The following is a 16,924-nucleotide window of genomic DNA, read 5'->3' as shown; positions in this document are numbered from 1 at the left end:
AAACTATGCACGATTTTTTATAGCCTCCTCAAAGGTTAGTCTTTAACTTTGCATTACAAAACAACAGCAAGTATAACTCGATTTATCATAAATCTCGATAGAAAATAAAAAAATTGAAAATAGGCCCCACAAAAGGAGTTAATCATAAAAAATAAAACTATAATAATTATGGCTATGACTCAATCGCTTGTCACCAATCGCAAATCGTTCCTGCTGCAGATCCTCCCGGTGATGCTCTGCTTCTTTGCCATGGGATTTGTCGACCTCGTAGGCACGGCATCGAACTATGTACAAAAAGATCTCGGCTTAACCGACTCGCAGGCCAACCTCTTCCCCTCGCTCGTATTCTTCTGGTTCCTCATCTTCTCGGTTCCTACCGGCATGTTGATGAACAAAATCGGTCGGAAAAATACAGTTCTCATCAGCCTCGTCGTGACAGCTGCCTCATTGCTCATCCCGCCGTTCGGCGACAGCTACATAGTCATGCTGGTCTCCTTCTCACTGCTCGGTATCGGGAACGCCATCATGCAAACCTCGCTGAACCCGTTGGTAACCAACCTGATAAGCAGTGACAAGCTGGCTTCGACCCTCACCTTCGGCCAGTTTGTAAAAGCCATCGCCTCGTTCCTGGCCCCCATACTGGCCGCCTGGGGAGCCACCACGATATTCCCCACCTTCGGCCTGGGCTGGAGAGCTCTGTTCGTAATCTATGCCGTCATCTGTTTCCTGGCCATCTCGCTGCTGGCAGCAACCCCTATCGACGAAGACAAGCCCGACAAGGCATCCAGCATAGGGAATTGCCTGAAACTGCTCGGCCGCCCCTTCATTCTGCTCTGCTTCATCGGCATCATGTGCCACGTGGGAATAGACGTAGGAACCAACACAACAGCCCCCAAAATCATTATCGAACGACTGGGACTCCCCCTCGAAGAGGCCGGATTCGCCACCAGCATCTACTTCATATTCCGTACGATAGGCTGTTTCCTCGGCGCATTCATCCTGCGCACCATCTCGCCGAAACTCTTTTTTGCCATAAGCGTACTGATGATGCTGGCCGGCATGTGCATCCTGTTTATCTGCAACACCCTCACACCGCTATACATCGGCATCGGCCTCATCGGGTTCGGCAACTCCAACATATTCTCCATTGTATTCTCACAAGCACTCGTCTATGCACCACAAGAGAAAAACGAAGTGTCGGGCCTCATGATCATGGGCCTCTTCGGCGGTACGGTTTTCCCCCTGGCCATGGGTTATGCAGCCGATGCCATCGGCCAAATCGGAGCCGTGGCCGTGATGACGGTCGGAGTCGTCTATCTGCTCTACTATACGCTGAAAATTAAAAACATATAATCACCGTTAACCCCAATCGCATCTAACCCCATGAAAGACATAGTTGTAGGAATGGGCGAAGCCCTGTGGGACATGCTGCCCGAAGGCAAGAAAATAGGCGGAGCCCCGGCCAATTTTGCCTACCACGTATCCCAGTTCGGACTGTCGAGCTGCGTAGTAAGTGCCATAGGCGACGACTCGTTAGGCAAAGAAATCATAGAAAACTTCGCCTCCAAAGGGCTCAACCACCACATTGCCCAAGTACCCTATCCCACCGGCACCGTGCAGGTCGATATCGACCAAGCCGGCATCCCGCAATACGAAATCAAGGAAAACGTAGCGTGGGACAACATACCCTACACCGCCCACCTCGAAGCCTTGGCCGAAAACACAAAAGCCGTATGCTTCGGCTCCCTGGCCCAACGCAGTGTGGTATCGCGCAGCACCATCAACCGCTTTCTCGACGCCATGCCGCAAACCGACGATACCCTCATCGTCTTCGACATCAATCTGCGCCAGGGCTTCTACAACAAGGAGATTCTGTGCAACTCCATGAAGCGGTGCAACATACTGAAGATAAACGACGAAGAGCTCATTCTGGTCAGCCGCATGTTCGGCTACCCCGGCATAGACCTGCAAGACAAATGTTGGATACTCCTCGGGAAGTACAACCTGAAGATGCTCATACTCACTTGCGGCATCAACGGCAGTTACGTATTCACCCCCGGCCACGTGTCGTTCCAACCCACCCCCCAGGTCGAGGTTGCCGATACCGTAGGGGCCGGCGACAGCTTCACTGCCGCCTTCATCGCCTCCCTCCTGAAAGGCAAGAGTGTAACCGAGGCACACCACCTCGCCGTACAAACCTCGGCCTACGTCTGCACCCAGAATGGCGCCATGCCTCTCCTACCCGCCCAACTGACGGCGTAACTACTTCATCCCTTCCCGCGGCTAATGACTACACATTTTCTCACAAAGCATGACCTTCGATACGATTAAAATCGTAACTTTGTTATTACTTATCGGCAAAGCGTTTATGGTGCTTGCGGCTGTGCACCCGGTGGCACAATCCCGAACACGGCGCGGGAAACGATAAGGGAGTTGGAGGTTTTGCGTATGAAGGACGAGCGGTTACACAGTTGTGCCGAACTGATTGACTACATCAATCGAGTGGGCTTCTTGCCCTTGCTGCCCATAGGTATCGCGGGTTGGTCGGCCGAGGAGGTGACCGACGAAGAGTGCCAATATGCCCCCCTGCCCGATGGCGGATGGGAGTGGCCCCTCTGGCAGTGGAAAGGGACTATCTTGCAGGAGAGCGGTTGCGCCTACGGCAAATTCTTCGACCGTAAGGCGGCATTCGTCAGCCGGACGTGGTGGCCCGACTTCTGCAACTACCGGCGCAGCCGATTCCCCTACCCGGCAGAGGGAACCATCGAAGAGGGGATACTCGATACCTTGCGGCGCGAAGGCAGCCTCATCACCCGCGAACTACGCGCGGCATGCGGATTCAACGGGCCCAAAATGCGCAGCCGGTTCGATGCCTACATCACCCGCCTCGAGATGGGGGGCTACATCGTCACCGAAGATTTTGTCTACCCCCGCGACCGTCACGGGCGCGAATATGGGTGGGGCTGGTCGCTGCTCACCACTCCCGAGACGCTTTGGGGCAAAGAGTCGTGTCACCCCGAGCGCACGCCGCAAGAGTCGCGCGAGCGGATACTCGCCCAGCTGCGCCAGATACTACCATCCGTCCCCGAAAAAGTGTATGACGCTCTACTCAAATAAGGGGTAGAGACAGAGAAAACGACCTATATAAATACCAGTGAAATGAGTGCAATCCATAGAATTATCCTCGTAGGTAATGGCTTTGATCTGGCACACGGCCTTGCGACCCGATACGAAAATTTCATCGACTGGTATTGGGAGCAATACATCTCTAAATTAAAGGACTGTCTCATAAATACATATTCTGACACATTGTGCTCTTTCACATTAAAGGAAGCTATGTATGGGGACCGATGGTACCAATTCTTATCACCATACAATAATAAATCATTCGAAAACAAGTCGGGACGAGAAATTTATGAAATACTGAAAGAGCAGAAGGAAACGGTTTCCATAGAACAAACGCCGTTCATGAATCGTATCTGCCAATCTATCGAATCGAAAGGCTGGGTCGATATTGAAAACGAATATTACCAGGCTTTGAATCACGAATACTTCGAATGCCCGGAAAAGCTCAACAAAGAGTTTGAAATCGTGAAGTCGAAATTGGTCGAATACCTCACCCTCGTTCAATCGTCGAATATCGACGAGTCGATTGTAAAGCCAGCGTTGAAAGAAAAAATATTGGCCCCTATCCGCATCGACGAGATTGCCATCGGTGCCCGCTCGCAACTGGTCGACTTCATTCGTTCGCGGTATTTCGGAGAGGCCGACGGGTCATATATTTCCATTGGCGAACAGCTCGGTTGGGACAAAAGAGCAGAAAACATCGAGGCCATGAATCGATTCTCTCGGAAGTGGGGCGACAAAATCGAGGAGTTCGGTATCGAATCTGCAATCGACAGCCAGGACATTCCCGAAACCCTGTTATCGCCCATTCGACTGATGTTGCTGAACTTCAACTACACCCGCACGGCCGACCTCTATCTGCCCCAAGACAAGAAGCTCGCATATTGGTTTCCCATCGACCACATTCACGGTCAGCTAAACGACCCGCAAAGCATCATCTTCGGCTATGGCGACGAGCTCGACGACAACTACCGAAATATCGTCAAACTCAACAACAACGAGCATTTGCGGAATATCAAATCGATACGATACCTCGAGACCCAGAACTATCGCAACATGCTGGCCTTTATCGAGTCGGCACCCTACCAGGTCTACATCATGGGGCATTCGTGCGGAAACTCCGACAGGACTCTCTTGAACACCCTGTTCGAGCACAAGAACTGTATCTCGATAAAGCCTTTTTATCACCGGCAGGAAGATGGCAGTGACAACTATCTGGAGATTGTCCAGAATATAAGCCGGAACTTTACCGATATGAAACTGATGCGAGACAGAGTGGTAAACAAAACCCTCTGCGAAACCCTTTAGAACCGTACGACCATCGCACCTCACCCACAGTAGAAACGATAGTGTATGGCTTTCAACCCCATACACACCCTCTCATCCCGATTTTACCTTTCGACAATTTCTAAAACGCCCATAACATTGCGAGGGGCTGTACCGATGCTTTCGCCCCGATACAGCCCCTCGCTCTCAGAAGGATATAATCATTATTTACCTATGTATTCATAAGCGCCTATATCTATATGACCGTTCCAACTTCTATCGTGACCCAGGATGTCGAAATAGAGATTAAAGTCGGACCATTCGGCACCCTTGTCAATCAAAGGCGAGGTAACATGGAGTGAATAATCGCCATTCTCGGGAGATACAAAGTTGGGGCCGTCGGCTGCCATATTTTCCGAACCGAGGATAATAGAGCCATCGGTGCTCGACGGAGCATTATTGAAGGAGAATGATCCCTCTATCGCACAGTTCTTGAAGAAGCAAGAGCCTTGAGCATCGAGATACCCATTGTTATTCTCGCCATTGGTGTGCTTGTTGTTCCATATCACCGTATTATAGACTTCGGTTCCAGCGCCGGCTCTCAAACCGCTACTGCTACCGCCACTCGTATTGTTGACAATGGTCGTATTGTATATCTTCGATCCCTGCGAGTTTACGGTCGACGAGTTGTTAATGGTATTGTTCCCATAAATCAAGCAGTTGTACAACTTACATTTGCTAAAGTATCCACCGGCATCTCGCGTAGTATTGTTACCGGTGATAATGCAGTTGCGGAATACCCAGTTGTCATAGGCTTCGATAGTACCCAAACCTTGTGAGCTCACCGAACCGGTAAATACAAAGCCATCTACATAGCACTCGTCGGTTTGGTCATAGGCATAAATCGACGACCACGTATTTGCCGGAGCTGCTTTCAACACCGACTTTTTACTCATATCGCGGTCTTTCAACTTGGTTTCATTGCCGGCAAAACCGCCATAAACATTGATGCCTCTCTTCAAGGTCAGATAGTCTTTCAGCACATATTCACCTTCGGCAATCCACAAATCCATGTCGCCATAATTACTACATGCGGCTACACCATCTTCTACGGTTCCAAAGGCTCGTTCCCAACTGGTACCGTCGCCACCCGAGACTCCAGCTTTCACATAGACACGTTGACTACGAGCTTTTTGCGAAATAAACAAAGTATCGGTAGCCGTTTCGTCAGAGCTCTTGACGCACACGTAACCCCATCGCTCTTCTATCCCTGCATTCTGAGATACCGAAACCTTGATATTGATGTCCTGAACAATATCACCCTCAAAAGTCGGAGCCTCAAGAATGCTAATCCAGTCGTTAGATGCCGTACATTGATAGTTGACATTGAGCGAAACGGGAATTACCAGCTCTTCGCCAGCCTTTTCGAGCAGCACATCTTTATCCTCGGCATTCAACGGTATCGACAAAATGTTCTCTACATTGGCCTGAACGATGGTCAATCGCGACTCGGTGGTACCGTCGGCACTGCGAACAATCAACTCTCTCGTGATTTCATTACCGGTATTATTGGGCGAAACCGCCACCTTCAACTGGCTCTCGCTGAGCTTGGTGGCAGTGACACCCTCCAGGCCCTCGGTAACCGGCTCCCACTCTACTTTCGTGGCCACATCAATAACAGCCTCACCTCCGTTTTTATTGAATATGATTTTCTCTTTCGAGAGGGTTATCAAACTGCCCCGACCGTTTTGGATAACATGCACCTTGGTCGACATCTGGTCCATCAACCGCACTTCAATCCAGCCTTCACGCAAATCCATATTCGGATTTTCCTGAACCTCCATGACAATGGAATCGGGTTTCAGATACTGCCCTCTGTAACGAACCATCTTTATCCACGACACCGAAGACTCGGCATACCACGGATAGGTAGACTTCAGCATGATTACATTTCGCGACGCCGTAGGACCAACGACCAACTCGTCGGTTATCTCTATGCCCGGATCCAATTTTTGCTCAATGTTATCATCATCGCACGACAGCAACATGGTTGCTAAAAGAATAAATGCGCTTAATCTAAAAATCAGTTTCATAGTCCCTTATTTTTTTATTACAACTAACCCATTCAATACTTCTCTCACCGGATTATCCGAAGGGGTATTCATCAACTCAAACGAGACTTGCCCTCCCATCTCGGTTCTCTTGACCATTGTGGTCGAGCCTCCTCCATCGAGATTCAAGGCTTGATAACAACCGGCTCCTTGACATAGAAGAATCAAATCTTCCAACCTCATTCCATTGGAATAGTTGGGCTGCCGGCCATCCAGCACAAACAGTTGAACCTTCAGATTATCTCTTGATACACCCACAAATGTTCTCGGATGAAACTCCATGGCATTATCATTCACACTGAATTTCTTGACCGGTTCTCCATCGATCATCATCCGTTGCCAGCCCGACAAGGCGCTCATCACATTAGCCTCGTTCTCCTTAAACTCTTCGATGGTCGAAATATGGGCCGTTCCGTCTTTCAAGATATAGAAGGCATGATCGGCTTCATATCCCAGGGTAGTCCACAAGGCTTTCCCATCCTTATAGACCAAACCACCCGGAATCCAGGTGCCGGCCGTAGCCGTGGACTCTGAAAAATAGTCGCCGTTTGTAGCCAGATAGACATGCTTGCCGGCCGCCTCGGCACACATGGCCTGCTCGGCTACGGTCTGCAACTTCGAGCCCACCTCGTCCAGATTGTCCGGGGTAGAGACACTTATCGTCACATCTTTGGTAAGGTCTATTTCGGCAATAAGCATTCTGGTCGGTTTGCGACAATACGTAAAGGTTACATCTACGATATTGATACCATCGACCAACTGGTAGGAGTCCTCCTTGTCGACCGACTGAATATAGGGAACATTGTCGGCGATATTTTGCATAATAGGCAGTTTGGCTCCCTTGTGAGGATTCTCTACCTCGCTCTCGGCACAACTGCAAAGAGCAAACAGGCCGATAAAATTCAATACAAAAAATATAGTGCTTGTCTTCAAATAATAGGTATTCATATCTGTTCTGTTTTATTCCCAGCCCGGGTTGTTAGGTAATAAGTTAGGATTCAACGAGATTTCATCGAGCGGAACATTGTACAAATAGTTTTTCTCCGTGAAATTCATGCTGTAAGTAGCCCGCTTGGCATACGGTGTGATAAAACCGTCCTGATCGAAACCTACCAAATCGCTAATGGTATTTATCTCATCCTGCGTGTACAGCGTCGGGTCCATTTTGGCACCTCGTCTCACTTTGTTGTAAACGATGGTACCCACATTCCAGCGGCACACATCGTCCCAACGATACCCTTCGGCAAAGAGTTCGATGCGGCGCTCGCGTCTAATCTCCCGAATCAGATTCTTGTTGGGCCCTTTAATATCGGGATACTCCTTAACCAGATTGGGGTCTTCGACCGGATTCTCGGTCAGCGGGAACGGGAAACCGACCCGGGCTCTCAACTTGTTGATTGTCTTGTCGAGTTCGGGATCCTTGCCCAACTCGGCACCGGCCTCGGCTCTGATAAGCAATACCTCGGCATACCTCATCACCGGGGCATCGGTCCCGCCCTTGAAGTTTCCAATCAAATGCTCTTCCTTCTTATAGAATTTTGCCATGGCATAACCGGTGCTCGATGCCCCGTAAAACGTGCGAGTCTCCGACGAGGGTAATATCGAGAATATATTGGGAGCTCCGCCCAAACCATCCTTAAACAAATACCGGGCATTGGGATTTCCCTCTTCGGGGATACAGAGGGTCTGCAACAGGCGGCCGTCGCGATTTTTCATCTCTGCGATATATCCCATATCGGGGTTGTGACACCCACAGATAGAAATAGGCAGACCGGTGTTGGCACACAGATACTCCTCGAAGCAATCCCGGCTCATGCCCAACTCGCCATAGGGTATCGAGTTGGTAACCTGGTGTCCCATGTTTATCGAAGGGTCGTACTCTCTCGAGAGTATGATTTCGCTGTTGGCATTGTAATCGTCCTGTATGAACAACTCGAAGTAGCTGTTCTCGGGGCCGGCGGCATCGTACAACGAATAGCCATACTCCATCAACTCACCGGCAGCTGCATAGGCCTCTTCCAGGAATCGAACATCGTCGTCGATATTTCTGTATCGGCGATAGGTGCCTTCGTACAGACAGATTCGGGCCTTAAGCAACAACGCTGCGTCGCGACTCACCCGATAGACAGCCGTCTTTCGCGGCAAAAACTCGATAGCCCGGTTGATGGTACTCAGTATGGAATCCATCACGAGTATTCTGGAATCGCGTCCTTTATACAACTCGGGCGACTCGGCCGTCAGCACCCCATCGTACCAAGGCACATCGCCAAACAGCTTCACTTTATTGAAATAGTCGAATGCCTTGAAAAAGAGCATCTCTCCTGCATATCTTCGTTTATCGCTTATCGATGCCGGCGACTTTTCATAATTGGTCAAGAACTCGTTACAGCCACGAACCACCGACCAGCTCCAGTCGCTATTGCTGGTCAACACCGTGTTCTGACCAAATGTGATTATGCTCGGAGCCGAGCCCAGCAGATTGTCCGACTGGTATTCCGAGTTAATCATATCGCCTATTGTCCAACTCTGCGGATCGCCATGACCTTTGATCAGTTTGGGATAATATAAATTGCAATACTGCTCCAAAGCGGCAGCATTGGCAGTACTCCAAAAGGTATTATTGTCAATCGCATCGCCTGGAATAGTATCCAAATAGTCGCAACTATTCATCGCTGCTGCTATAATCAAAATCAATAATGAACAATTCTTTTTCATATGTATGATTCTTATCTTTATCGATTCTACTCACTATACTCTAAAACGTAATATTTATGCCAAACGAATAGCTTCTCATAAAGGCATACTCTTTTCCAGCATTCTCACTCTGCAGGCTCTTGTCGACAGTTATCTGATCGACAATATCGGGAGTCATGAAGGGAGGCAGATGTGTCTTCTCCCACAAGTTCAAGCCACTTAAATAGATATTTATATTCTCGGCTTTTATACGGCTCACCCACTTCTTGGGCAAATTATAGGCAATCGTCAAATCTTTCAACCTGATGTACGAAGCATCTTGCAGATACTTGGTCTGAACCTGCTTGCTGCGTTTATTGCCATTGGCATTCAACCGCGGATAATAGGCGGTAGGATTCTCGTACGTCCAGGTATTGTCTATGTGATACTGAGTCACGTTCGAGTTGTATATTCCTCTGGAGAATCCCCAGAACTGGTCGCTGCCCGTCCACATGTCTCTTTTTCCTATTCCTTCGAACAAGACTCTGACACTGAATCCATGCCACTCGATACCACCTTGAATATTGTAGCGATAGCGAGGTGTAGAGTTACCGATAATTGTCTTGTCGCCCGGGTTGCTCAAGGTCACATTGCCGTTATCGATTACGCCGTCGCCGTTCAGGTCCTTGTACTTGATATCGCCAGGATACCACTTCGTCGAGATAAATTTTTGTACATAGTTCATCTTGTCGGCCTCGAAGTCGTCGAGAATATACCCATCGGTCACATAGCCCCAGATTTCGCCCAGCTTCTGACCCTTGTAGTACATGCCGTCGGCCAGAGAGCCGCTGGGGTTGTCGTATTTGGTTATCTCGGCCTGATAGTCCGATAATCCCAAAGTCACATGATAACTGATCGGACTGTTCAGGACGGCTCCCGTTTTATCATGCCAGGTAAGCTCCAGTTCCCAACCGGTGGTTCTCATGTCGGCCAGATTCTTTTTGCCGCCACTCGTTCCCAATACGGCCGGCAATGTAATCTCTCTGACCATTCCTTTCGTATCTCGTATGTAATAGTCGAACGAGCCCGACAACCGATTCTTAAACAGCGTAAAATCCAAACCCAGGTTCTTCGACTCCACCTTTTCCCAGGAGACGAGGCTCGGCAGCGAGGGAATATTCAAGGCATTGATTATCGAACCGTTCATCATGTAATTGTCCATCGACACCCCCGTCAGTATAGACATGTAGGAGTGGTTGCTGTCGGTCACCTGGTTGCCCAGCGAACCGATTGAAAATCTGAATTTCAAGTTATCTACGACCTTCGTCAACGGCTTGAAGAAGGGTTCCTCCGAAAGTCTCCATCCCACCGATGCCGAGGGGAAGAAGGCCCATCGGTCATCCTTGGCATACTTCGACGAACCGTCGTAACGGCCGTTCAACTCCAGCAAGTATCTCGACTTGTAATTGTAGTTCAGTCTGAAAAACATACCTTGTATTCTCCATATATCGATTACCTCGCTATTGGTCTTGTAGTTGATGGCCAGATCGGACACCGGCAGATCGTTCAGATAGAGGTTGGTCATTGTATACGACGTGGACGAATAGGTCTTCTCCTCCTGGTTATAACCCACCATAATGTTGAAATCGTGTGCATCGTCAAAGACCTTCTTGTACTCGGCCCACACGTTGAACGCACTGTATATATTGTTCGAATTGCTGTTTGTCACATAGTTGGGGGTCTCTACCAAATAGGGAGCCCGACCTTCGGGGAAAGTCTGCGTCATCTCTTTGCGATGTATCTTATTCCCGATCGAATATCGGTTCCACGAATAGTCTCCCTTGATAGAGAGTCCCTTCAACGGGTGTATGTCGAAGCGCCCCGTATACCACTGGTCCCAGGTATCCTCGACATTCCTGCCGGCCAATGCCATGCGCCCGGCCACATTGTAGTTACCGCTATTCAGATACAGACCGGCAAAATCGCCGTTCGGCAGATAGATAGACAAGGTGGGGAACATGCGATATACCTCGTAGAACCACGTCACCTGGTCGGAGCCCTGATTATCCATGTAGGGCTCGTCGCTTTCGATATAGTTCATGCGGGTAGAGACTCCCAGGTCTAACCACTTGAAGACCTTGGTATCGAAATTGAACGACAGATTGAACCGCTTGTACTTGTCGTTGCCGAAACGGAATATACCCGACTGGTCCTTGTAGCCGACCGAGGCATAATACCTATTTCTCTCGGTCCCGCCCGAGATGCTTACATTGTGCTGTTGCATAAAAGCCGCCTTTTTATAGAAGGCATCGAGCCAATCGGTATTCCCTACATAGGCCCAACCGGGATTGTCGGGGGTGTAGATGGCATTCTGAATACCCTCGGTATCGACCAATATCGGCGGATTGTTGGCCGGGTCGGCTATATGGGCTCTAAGGGCATCCATAAACTTCTCGTTGAAATAGTACGTACCGGGGTTGTCATAGTCGTAGGCCTTGTTCCACATTTCGGCCCAGACATCGGCTCGAGGCATCTCGGGCAGCCGAGCCGGCGTGCTCCAGGAGAAGTTGTTCGAATACGATATTCTGGCTTTCTGCTTGGCACTCCCCTTCTTGGTCGTTATCAACATCACACCAAAAGCGGCTCGAGCTCCATATATTGCCGCCGACGAAGCATCCTTCAATATCGAAATGCTTTCCACATCTTGAGGATTGATCAACGACAGGTCGGAGATTTCGACCCCATCGACCAGTATCAAGGCTTCACCACCGTTCAACGACGTATTACCGCGGATGTTAATCTTCGCCTCCTCATTCGGCTGACCGCTGTTAAACGTGATGTTCAGGTTGGGAACAAGACCTTGCAATCCCTGGGCGATGTTACCGATGGGTCTGTTTTCCAGCAGATCTCTCGATGCGGTAGCTACGGCGCCGGTCAGGTTTACCTTCTTCTGGGTACCATAGCCCACCACTACAACCTCATCGAGCAGCTGTCTGTCTTCCTGCATCACGACCTTCAGGTTGGTCGGCTTGTTTATCGCAAAATATTGTGTCTTGAAACCTATCGAAGCAACCTTCAAAGAAGAACCTGCCGGCACCGAAATCGAAAAATTACCATCGACATCGGTCGATGTACCGATGGAAGAACCTTCGACGGCAACCGTCGCGCCCGGCATAGACTCGCCATTCTCGTCCAGCACCCGACCTTTTACCTCTACCTTTTTATTTTCCGTTTTGGGAACAGCCTTCAAAACAATCTGGTTTCCCGTAATCGAGTATTGAACATTCGTACCTTCAAATATCTTTTTCAGTACCTCGTTTATGTTCTCATTGTTGACCGATATGGATACCTTTCTATTGATATCGACCAGATTTTCATTGTAGGAAAATCGATAATCGGTTTGGCTCTCCATCCGCTGCAAAACATTCTCTACCTTCACATTCTTCAGATTCAGAGTCAGCTTTGCATTCTGGCCGAATAGGGGTATCGTCAAAAAAGCACTAAGCAAACATGATATTAAATATTTTTTATTCATATAGATTAAGACATAGAGTTAAACACTATTTACACTAAAAACATTTTACTCTTTCCTCAAAAACTCAAACAGACTTGGTTCCAAGTATTAGATTCAAAATTCAAACTATTTTCTTCATACACATAACTATATTTTTATTAGACATAAAAGGTTTTTCCATTGCAATGTATAAATAGGACGATTAACGGCCCGGCAACCACAACAACGAGGCTTCAAAAATAACATCGTTTTTTGTTCCGAGCCAATGCGTTTTTTCGGAACCACATTTAAACAGCTATTATTCAAAAGAATATAATTTTTATCAAACAATTAAAATATAAATATTGATAAATAAATCTCTCCGCTTTATATTTGCAACAATCAAAAAAAGGCGGTATCCACAAACGATATATGAAGAGGATAATACAATACGATAACGAATTCGAGTTGATCGTCGCGCTCAAAAAAGGGGAACACGACGCATACTCTTATTTATTTTCAAAGTATTACAACGACCTTGTTCTATACGGTGGAACAATCATACAAAACCAGGAAGTCTGCGAAGACATCGTTCAGAATATATTCCTTTACATCTGGGACAACCGGGAGAGTATCCAAATCAAATCGCTCAAATCCTATCTCCTGCGAGCGGTCCGGAACAGTTGCTTCGACGAAATAAAGCACTACAAGATAGTAAACGAGCATACCGATTTTGTCACCAGACAAAATACCCTGGAAATCAACGATACCGAAGAATACATCCTGTTTTCCGAACTTAATGCCAAACTGCAAGAGGCGATAGAGATGCTGCCCGAAGAAGAAAAAACCACATTCAAGATGAGTAGAATACACGAAATGAAATATCAACAGATAGCCGAGGAGTTACAGGTTTCGGTACGGACCGTCGAAGTCCGAATCGCCAAATCCATAAAACATCTCAAAGTGTTGTTAAATGATTTTTTTCCTTTCTTATTATTTATTCTCATTTGATAATTGTGGATGAACCCTACTCAATCGTCATACTTAAACAAATGGTACATAATCGATGAATCTCAAACGACGACTTTTCAAAATCGCACATACGATTTTCACGATAGGTTTAGGTATTTCAGTGTCAACTAAAAGCAGAAGGTAAAATGAAAAACGAAGATATAATAACCAGAATCCTCTCGGGAAACGCCGACCCGGCCGATGTAAAGGCCTTTACGGCATGGCTGAACGAGTGTGAAGAAAACAAGACCGAGTTCCGCCGGTTAAAGAACATTTGGGATGCAACCCATCCGGCTTTCAATCCGGCTCAAATCGACACGCGCAAAGCCGAAAGCCGATTCTTCGAAAAAATCGGCAAAGAGCAACGCTCGAGCCGAATCGCTGCCTTTACAAACTTCATGTACCGGGCGGCCGCCATACTCTTCATTCCCCTGCTCATCGCCACCCTCTATCTATACAACCAGAACGCACATCGGTCCTCTGCCGGCCGCCCGACAGCCATGCAGACCATCTCGGTCCCCTACGGAATTACCTCTTCGGTCGAACTGTCCGACGGCTCTACCGTCTGGCTCAACTCAGGGACCTCCTTCAAATATCCCGTTCAGTTCGACAGCAACGTCCGGCAGGTCGAGCTCATTCAGGGCGAAGCCTTCTTCGAGGTCAATGCCGACCCGCAGCACCCCTTCATCGTCAACACCAACCACATCAGTGTCACGGCCACCGGCACTCGATTCAACGTCAACGCCTATCCCAACGAGAGCAGCCTCTATGTCTCGCTCGACAAAGGCCGGGTAAACATAACCGACCACATCACCCAAAAGCTCATTGCCATGAGCCCCGGCGAAATACTGAACTACAACAAGGCCGACAACTCCTACTCCCTCCGCCCGGGTAATGTCTATAACAACTACGCCTGGATCGACGGCATCACCATCTTCCGGGATGTCACCCTCAAAGAGGTATTCAACAAACTGGAACAGAAGTATAACGTAAAATTCATGATCCAGGACCCCGAAATCAACAGCTACCCCTACCATGCCACCTTCGAGAACGAATCGCTCAGCGAAATTCTGGACCTCCTGGAAGAGGGTAACGCCATCTCGTGCAAAGACATAAGCAAGCAACACAACGAGGTCAAGGGCAAGAAGGTATACCAAGTCTCCAAAATCAGGAAATAGGCCCCGATTGAGCCGATGAACAAAACAATTTGAACTGCTGAACAAACCGGATTTCTCATACAGGCACTATCTTTGCCCTCGAGGGTGAGAGACCGACGACCGGTCGCCCCACCCGATGATGTAACCTAAAATTGTACCGACGTATGAAGAAACTCGTTTATCTTTTTCTGGCAATGACTTTGGCCTGGGGCGCTCTGGCCTGCAAGGGCGACGAACCGGCCTCGAACGGCGAACAACCCGAGAACTCGGGCAGCGGCTCTGGTTCCGACGACCCCGACGTCGTCCCCTCCGACTCGACCGACACCCCCGGCGACACCAACTCCGTCCTGGGGCATACCCTCATTGTCTATTACAGCTACACCAACCACACCCACACGATTGTGACCGAGCTGCAAAAGCTCGTCAATGCCGACGTGGTGCGGGTTGAACCGGCCCAAAAGGGCATCGACTATGCGGCCAACAACTATGCCATAGGCAGCGCCCTGATTGCCGCCATCCGCGAGAACCCCGACGATGCCGCCTCCTACCCGGCCATCGACCCCGTCGAGGTCGATTTCAGCAGCTACAACACCATTGTCGTGGGGGCTCCCCTCTGGTGGAGCAACATGGCGGCCCCGCTGCAGACCTTCCTGTTCAACTACGGTTCCCGGATGGCCGGCAAACAGATAGGGCTGATTGTGTCGAGCGCCAGCAGCGGAATCAGCGGAGTCGAGGCCGACGCCCGGCGCCTGATTCCCAACGGCCGGTTCCTGTCGCCCAGCCTCTGGATTCGCTCGTCGCAGACCTCAGACTGTCACGCCATGCTCACCGATTGGCTGGACGAAGTCGGCCTGCCCAAATAGGAACTACTATCGCCCCCAACTACTTCCCTCCCGCGTATCGTTTTCCCCCTCCCACGGTACACGGGCGGTCCCTCGGCTCGGGATGCCCCGCAACTCCCGGGCCGAACTTTTTTTACCCCTTTTCCCCCACGAAGAAGAGGTGCCGCCACAGAAAAAAAGTCGGGCAAGGCGTCCATTCGGCTCCCGACTTTTTGTACATTTGTCCCACGAAACCTATCGGAATAACCGTTATGATCAAGATATATGGCATGAGCACCTGCCCCGACTGCACCTACGTCGAGGAGCAGGTCAAAGGCAACAGCCGCTACGAAGTGATCGACATCGGGCGGCACGTGAGAGACCTCAAAGCCTTTCTGCGGCTGCGCGACACCCACCCGGCATTCGACGGCGCCAAGCGCGCAGGAGCGGTGGGCATACCCTGTTTCGTACTCGACGACGGCACCGTCACCCTCGTGGCCGAAGAGGCCGGCCTGCACGCCCGCCCCGTGGCCGACGGCTCGGCCTGCAACCTCGACGGCAGCGGCTGCTGACCCCGCCACACACACCTCTGCCCTATGGAAACGGCCATGCCTCTCGTTCTCTTCCTCCACGGCTTCTTCGCCGCGGGAGCCTGTGCGCCTGCCCAAGCCTTGACTCAAGGTCTCGCGGGGCAAGCCCGGGTAGTTGCGCCCGACCTGCCGCTGCACCCCGGCGAGGCGCTCGACCTCGTCCATCGGCTATGCCTGCAACTCCACCCCGCCGCGATTGTGGGCAACAGCAACGGCGCATTCTTGGCCCAGATGGTGGCCTCGCGCCTGGGGCTGCCCGCGCTGCTGGGTAACCCCCACCTCGAGATGACCCGCTTCCTCACCCCGCGCCTCGGGCCCCACGAATACAAAGCCCCGCGTGCCGACGGCCGCCAGCACTTCGTCATCGACCAGCCCCTCATCGACGAGTTTGCCCGGCTGCAACAGCACCAGTGGGACTACGACTCCTCCGCCAACCGCGACCGCATCTGGGGCCTCTTCGGCACGAGCGACACGCTGGCCCACTACGAACCCCTCTTCCTCGAGCACTACACCCACGCCTTCCACTTCCCCGGAGCCCACACCCCTACCCCCGACGAGGTGCTGCGCTACTACGTGCCGCTGGTCGTGCAGCTCATCGACCGCTACGCCACCTGGTAGCCGCCGGCTCTCCCCGCCGCCCCCGCTTGCGAAAACCATCCGTTTTCATTTGCCACAC

13 protein-coding genes are annotated in these 16,924 nt (G+C 50.2%); 9 read left to right on the top strand and 4 right to left on the bottom strand.

Annotation, left to right across the window (positions count from 1 at the left end):
- Positions 1–174 precede the first annotated feature (174 nt).
- The 4 genes from ABGT88_RS05975 to ABGT88_RS05960 all read left to right on the top strand — a co-directional run bounded on the left by ABGT88_RS05975 (position 175) and on the right by ABGT88_RS05960 (position 4,434).
- On the top strand, positions 175–1,353 hold the full coding sequence (locus tag ABGT88_RS05975; RefSeq protein ID WP_241147791.1) for an MFS transporter: 1,179 nt from the start codon (positions 175–177) through the stop codon (positions 1,351–1,353).
- Between the two features lie 30 nt (positions 1,354–1,383).
- Complete coding sequence (locus tag ABGT88_RS05970) at positions 1,384–2,262, top strand: carbohydrate kinase (RefSeq protein ID WP_087407691.1); 879 nt, start codon at positions 1,384–1,386, stop codon at positions 2,260–2,262.
- 186 nt (positions 2,263–2,448) lie between these two features.
- Complete coding sequence (locus ABGT88_RS05965; RefSeq protein WP_346702829.1) at positions 2,449–3,117, top strand: hypothetical protein; 669 nt, start codon at positions 2,449–2,451, stop codon at positions 3,115–3,117.
- 42 nt (positions 3,118–3,159) lie between these two features.
- Positions 3,160–4,434 (top strand): AbiH family protein, encoded by a 1,275-nt coding sequence (locus ABGT88_RS05960; RefSeq protein ID WP_346700992.1) that lies wholly within the window; start codon positions 3,160–3,162, stop codon positions 4,432–4,434.
- Between the two features lie 182 nt (positions 4,435–4,616).
- Here the strand turns inward: ABGT88_RS05960 and ABGT88_RS05955 are convergent, their stop codons facing one another.
- The 4 genes from ABGT88_RS05955 to ABGT88_RS05940 are packed head-to-tail and all read right to left on the bottom strand — an operon-like array spanning position 4,617 to position 12,684.
- Positions 4,617–6,485 (bottom strand): BACON domain-containing protein, encoded by a 1,869-nt coding sequence (locus ABGT88_RS05955; protein WP_298663798.1) that lies wholly within the window; start codon positions 6,483–6,485, stop codon positions 4,617–4,619.
- Between the two features lie 6 nt (positions 6,486–6,491).
- Positions 6,492–7,451: a phosphodiester glycosidase family protein gene (locus ABGT88_RS05950; RefSeq protein ID WP_346700989.1), complete on the bottom strand. Its 960-nt coding sequence runs from the start codon at positions 7,449–7,451 to the stop codon at positions 6,492–6,494.
- Between the two features lie 12 nt (positions 7,452–7,463).
- Entirely contained in the window at positions 7,464–9,218 is a 1,755-nt protein-coding gene (locus ABGT88_RS05945; protein ID WP_258326999.1) for a RagB/SusD family nutrient uptake outer membrane protein, read from the bottom strand.
- A 40-nt stretch (positions 9,219–9,258) separates the two neighbouring features.
- Positions 9,259–12,684 (bottom strand): TonB-dependent receptor, encoded by a 3,426-nt coding sequence (locus ABGT88_RS05940; protein WP_346700987.1) that lies wholly within the window; start codon positions 12,682–12,684, stop codon positions 9,259–9,261.
- Between the two features lie 417 nt (positions 12,685–13,101).
- On the opposite strand from ABGT88_RS05940, the gene ABGT88_RS05935 reads away from it, so the two are divergent.
- The 5 genes from ABGT88_RS05935 (at position 13,102) to ABGT88_RS05915 (ending at position 16,866) form a co-directional block, all read left to right on the top strand.
- Positions 13,102–13,680, top strand: coding sequence for an RNA polymerase sigma-70 factor (locus ABGT88_RS05935; RefSeq protein ID WP_087407697.1), 579 nt, complete (start codon positions 13,102–13,104; stop codon positions 13,678–13,680).
- Between the two features lie 146 nt (positions 13,681–13,826).
- The gene (locus tag ABGT88_RS05930) at positions 13,827–14,858 is read left to right on the top strand and encodes a FecR domain-containing protein (RefSeq protein ID WP_346700985.1); all 1,032 of its coding nucleotides are present in this window, start codon (positions 13,827–13,829) and stop codon (positions 14,856–14,858) included.
- Between the two features lie 143 nt (positions 14,859–15,001).
- The gene (locus tag ABGT88_RS05925; protein ID WP_346700983.1) at positions 15,002–15,700 is read left to right on the top strand and encodes a flavodoxin; all 699 of its coding nucleotides are present in this window, start codon (positions 15,002–15,004) and stop codon (positions 15,698–15,700) included.
- Positions 15,701–15,930: 230 nt separating this feature from the next.
- Positions 15,931–16,230, top strand: a complete 300-nt coding sequence (locus ABGT88_RS05920; RefSeq protein ID WP_087407700.1) for a glutaredoxin-related protein — start codon at positions 15,931–15,933, stop codon at positions 16,228–16,230.
- Between the two features lie 24 nt (positions 16,231–16,254).
- Positions 16,255–16,866 (top strand): YqiA/YcfP family alpha/beta fold hydrolase, encoded by a 612-nt coding sequence (locus ABGT88_RS05915; RefSeq protein WP_346700981.1) that lies wholly within the window; start codon positions 16,255–16,257, stop codon positions 16,864–16,866.
- The last annotated feature ends 58 nt before the right edge of the window (positions 16,867–16,924 follow it).

The sequence above is a fragment of the Barnesiella sp. An22 genome, assembly GCF_963931395.1.
GTDB lineage: Bacteria > Bacteroidota > Bacteroidia > Bacteroidales > Barnesiellaceae > Barnesiella > Barnesiella merdigallinarum.
This window is presented reverse-complemented; position numbering and strand designations above follow the sequence as displayed.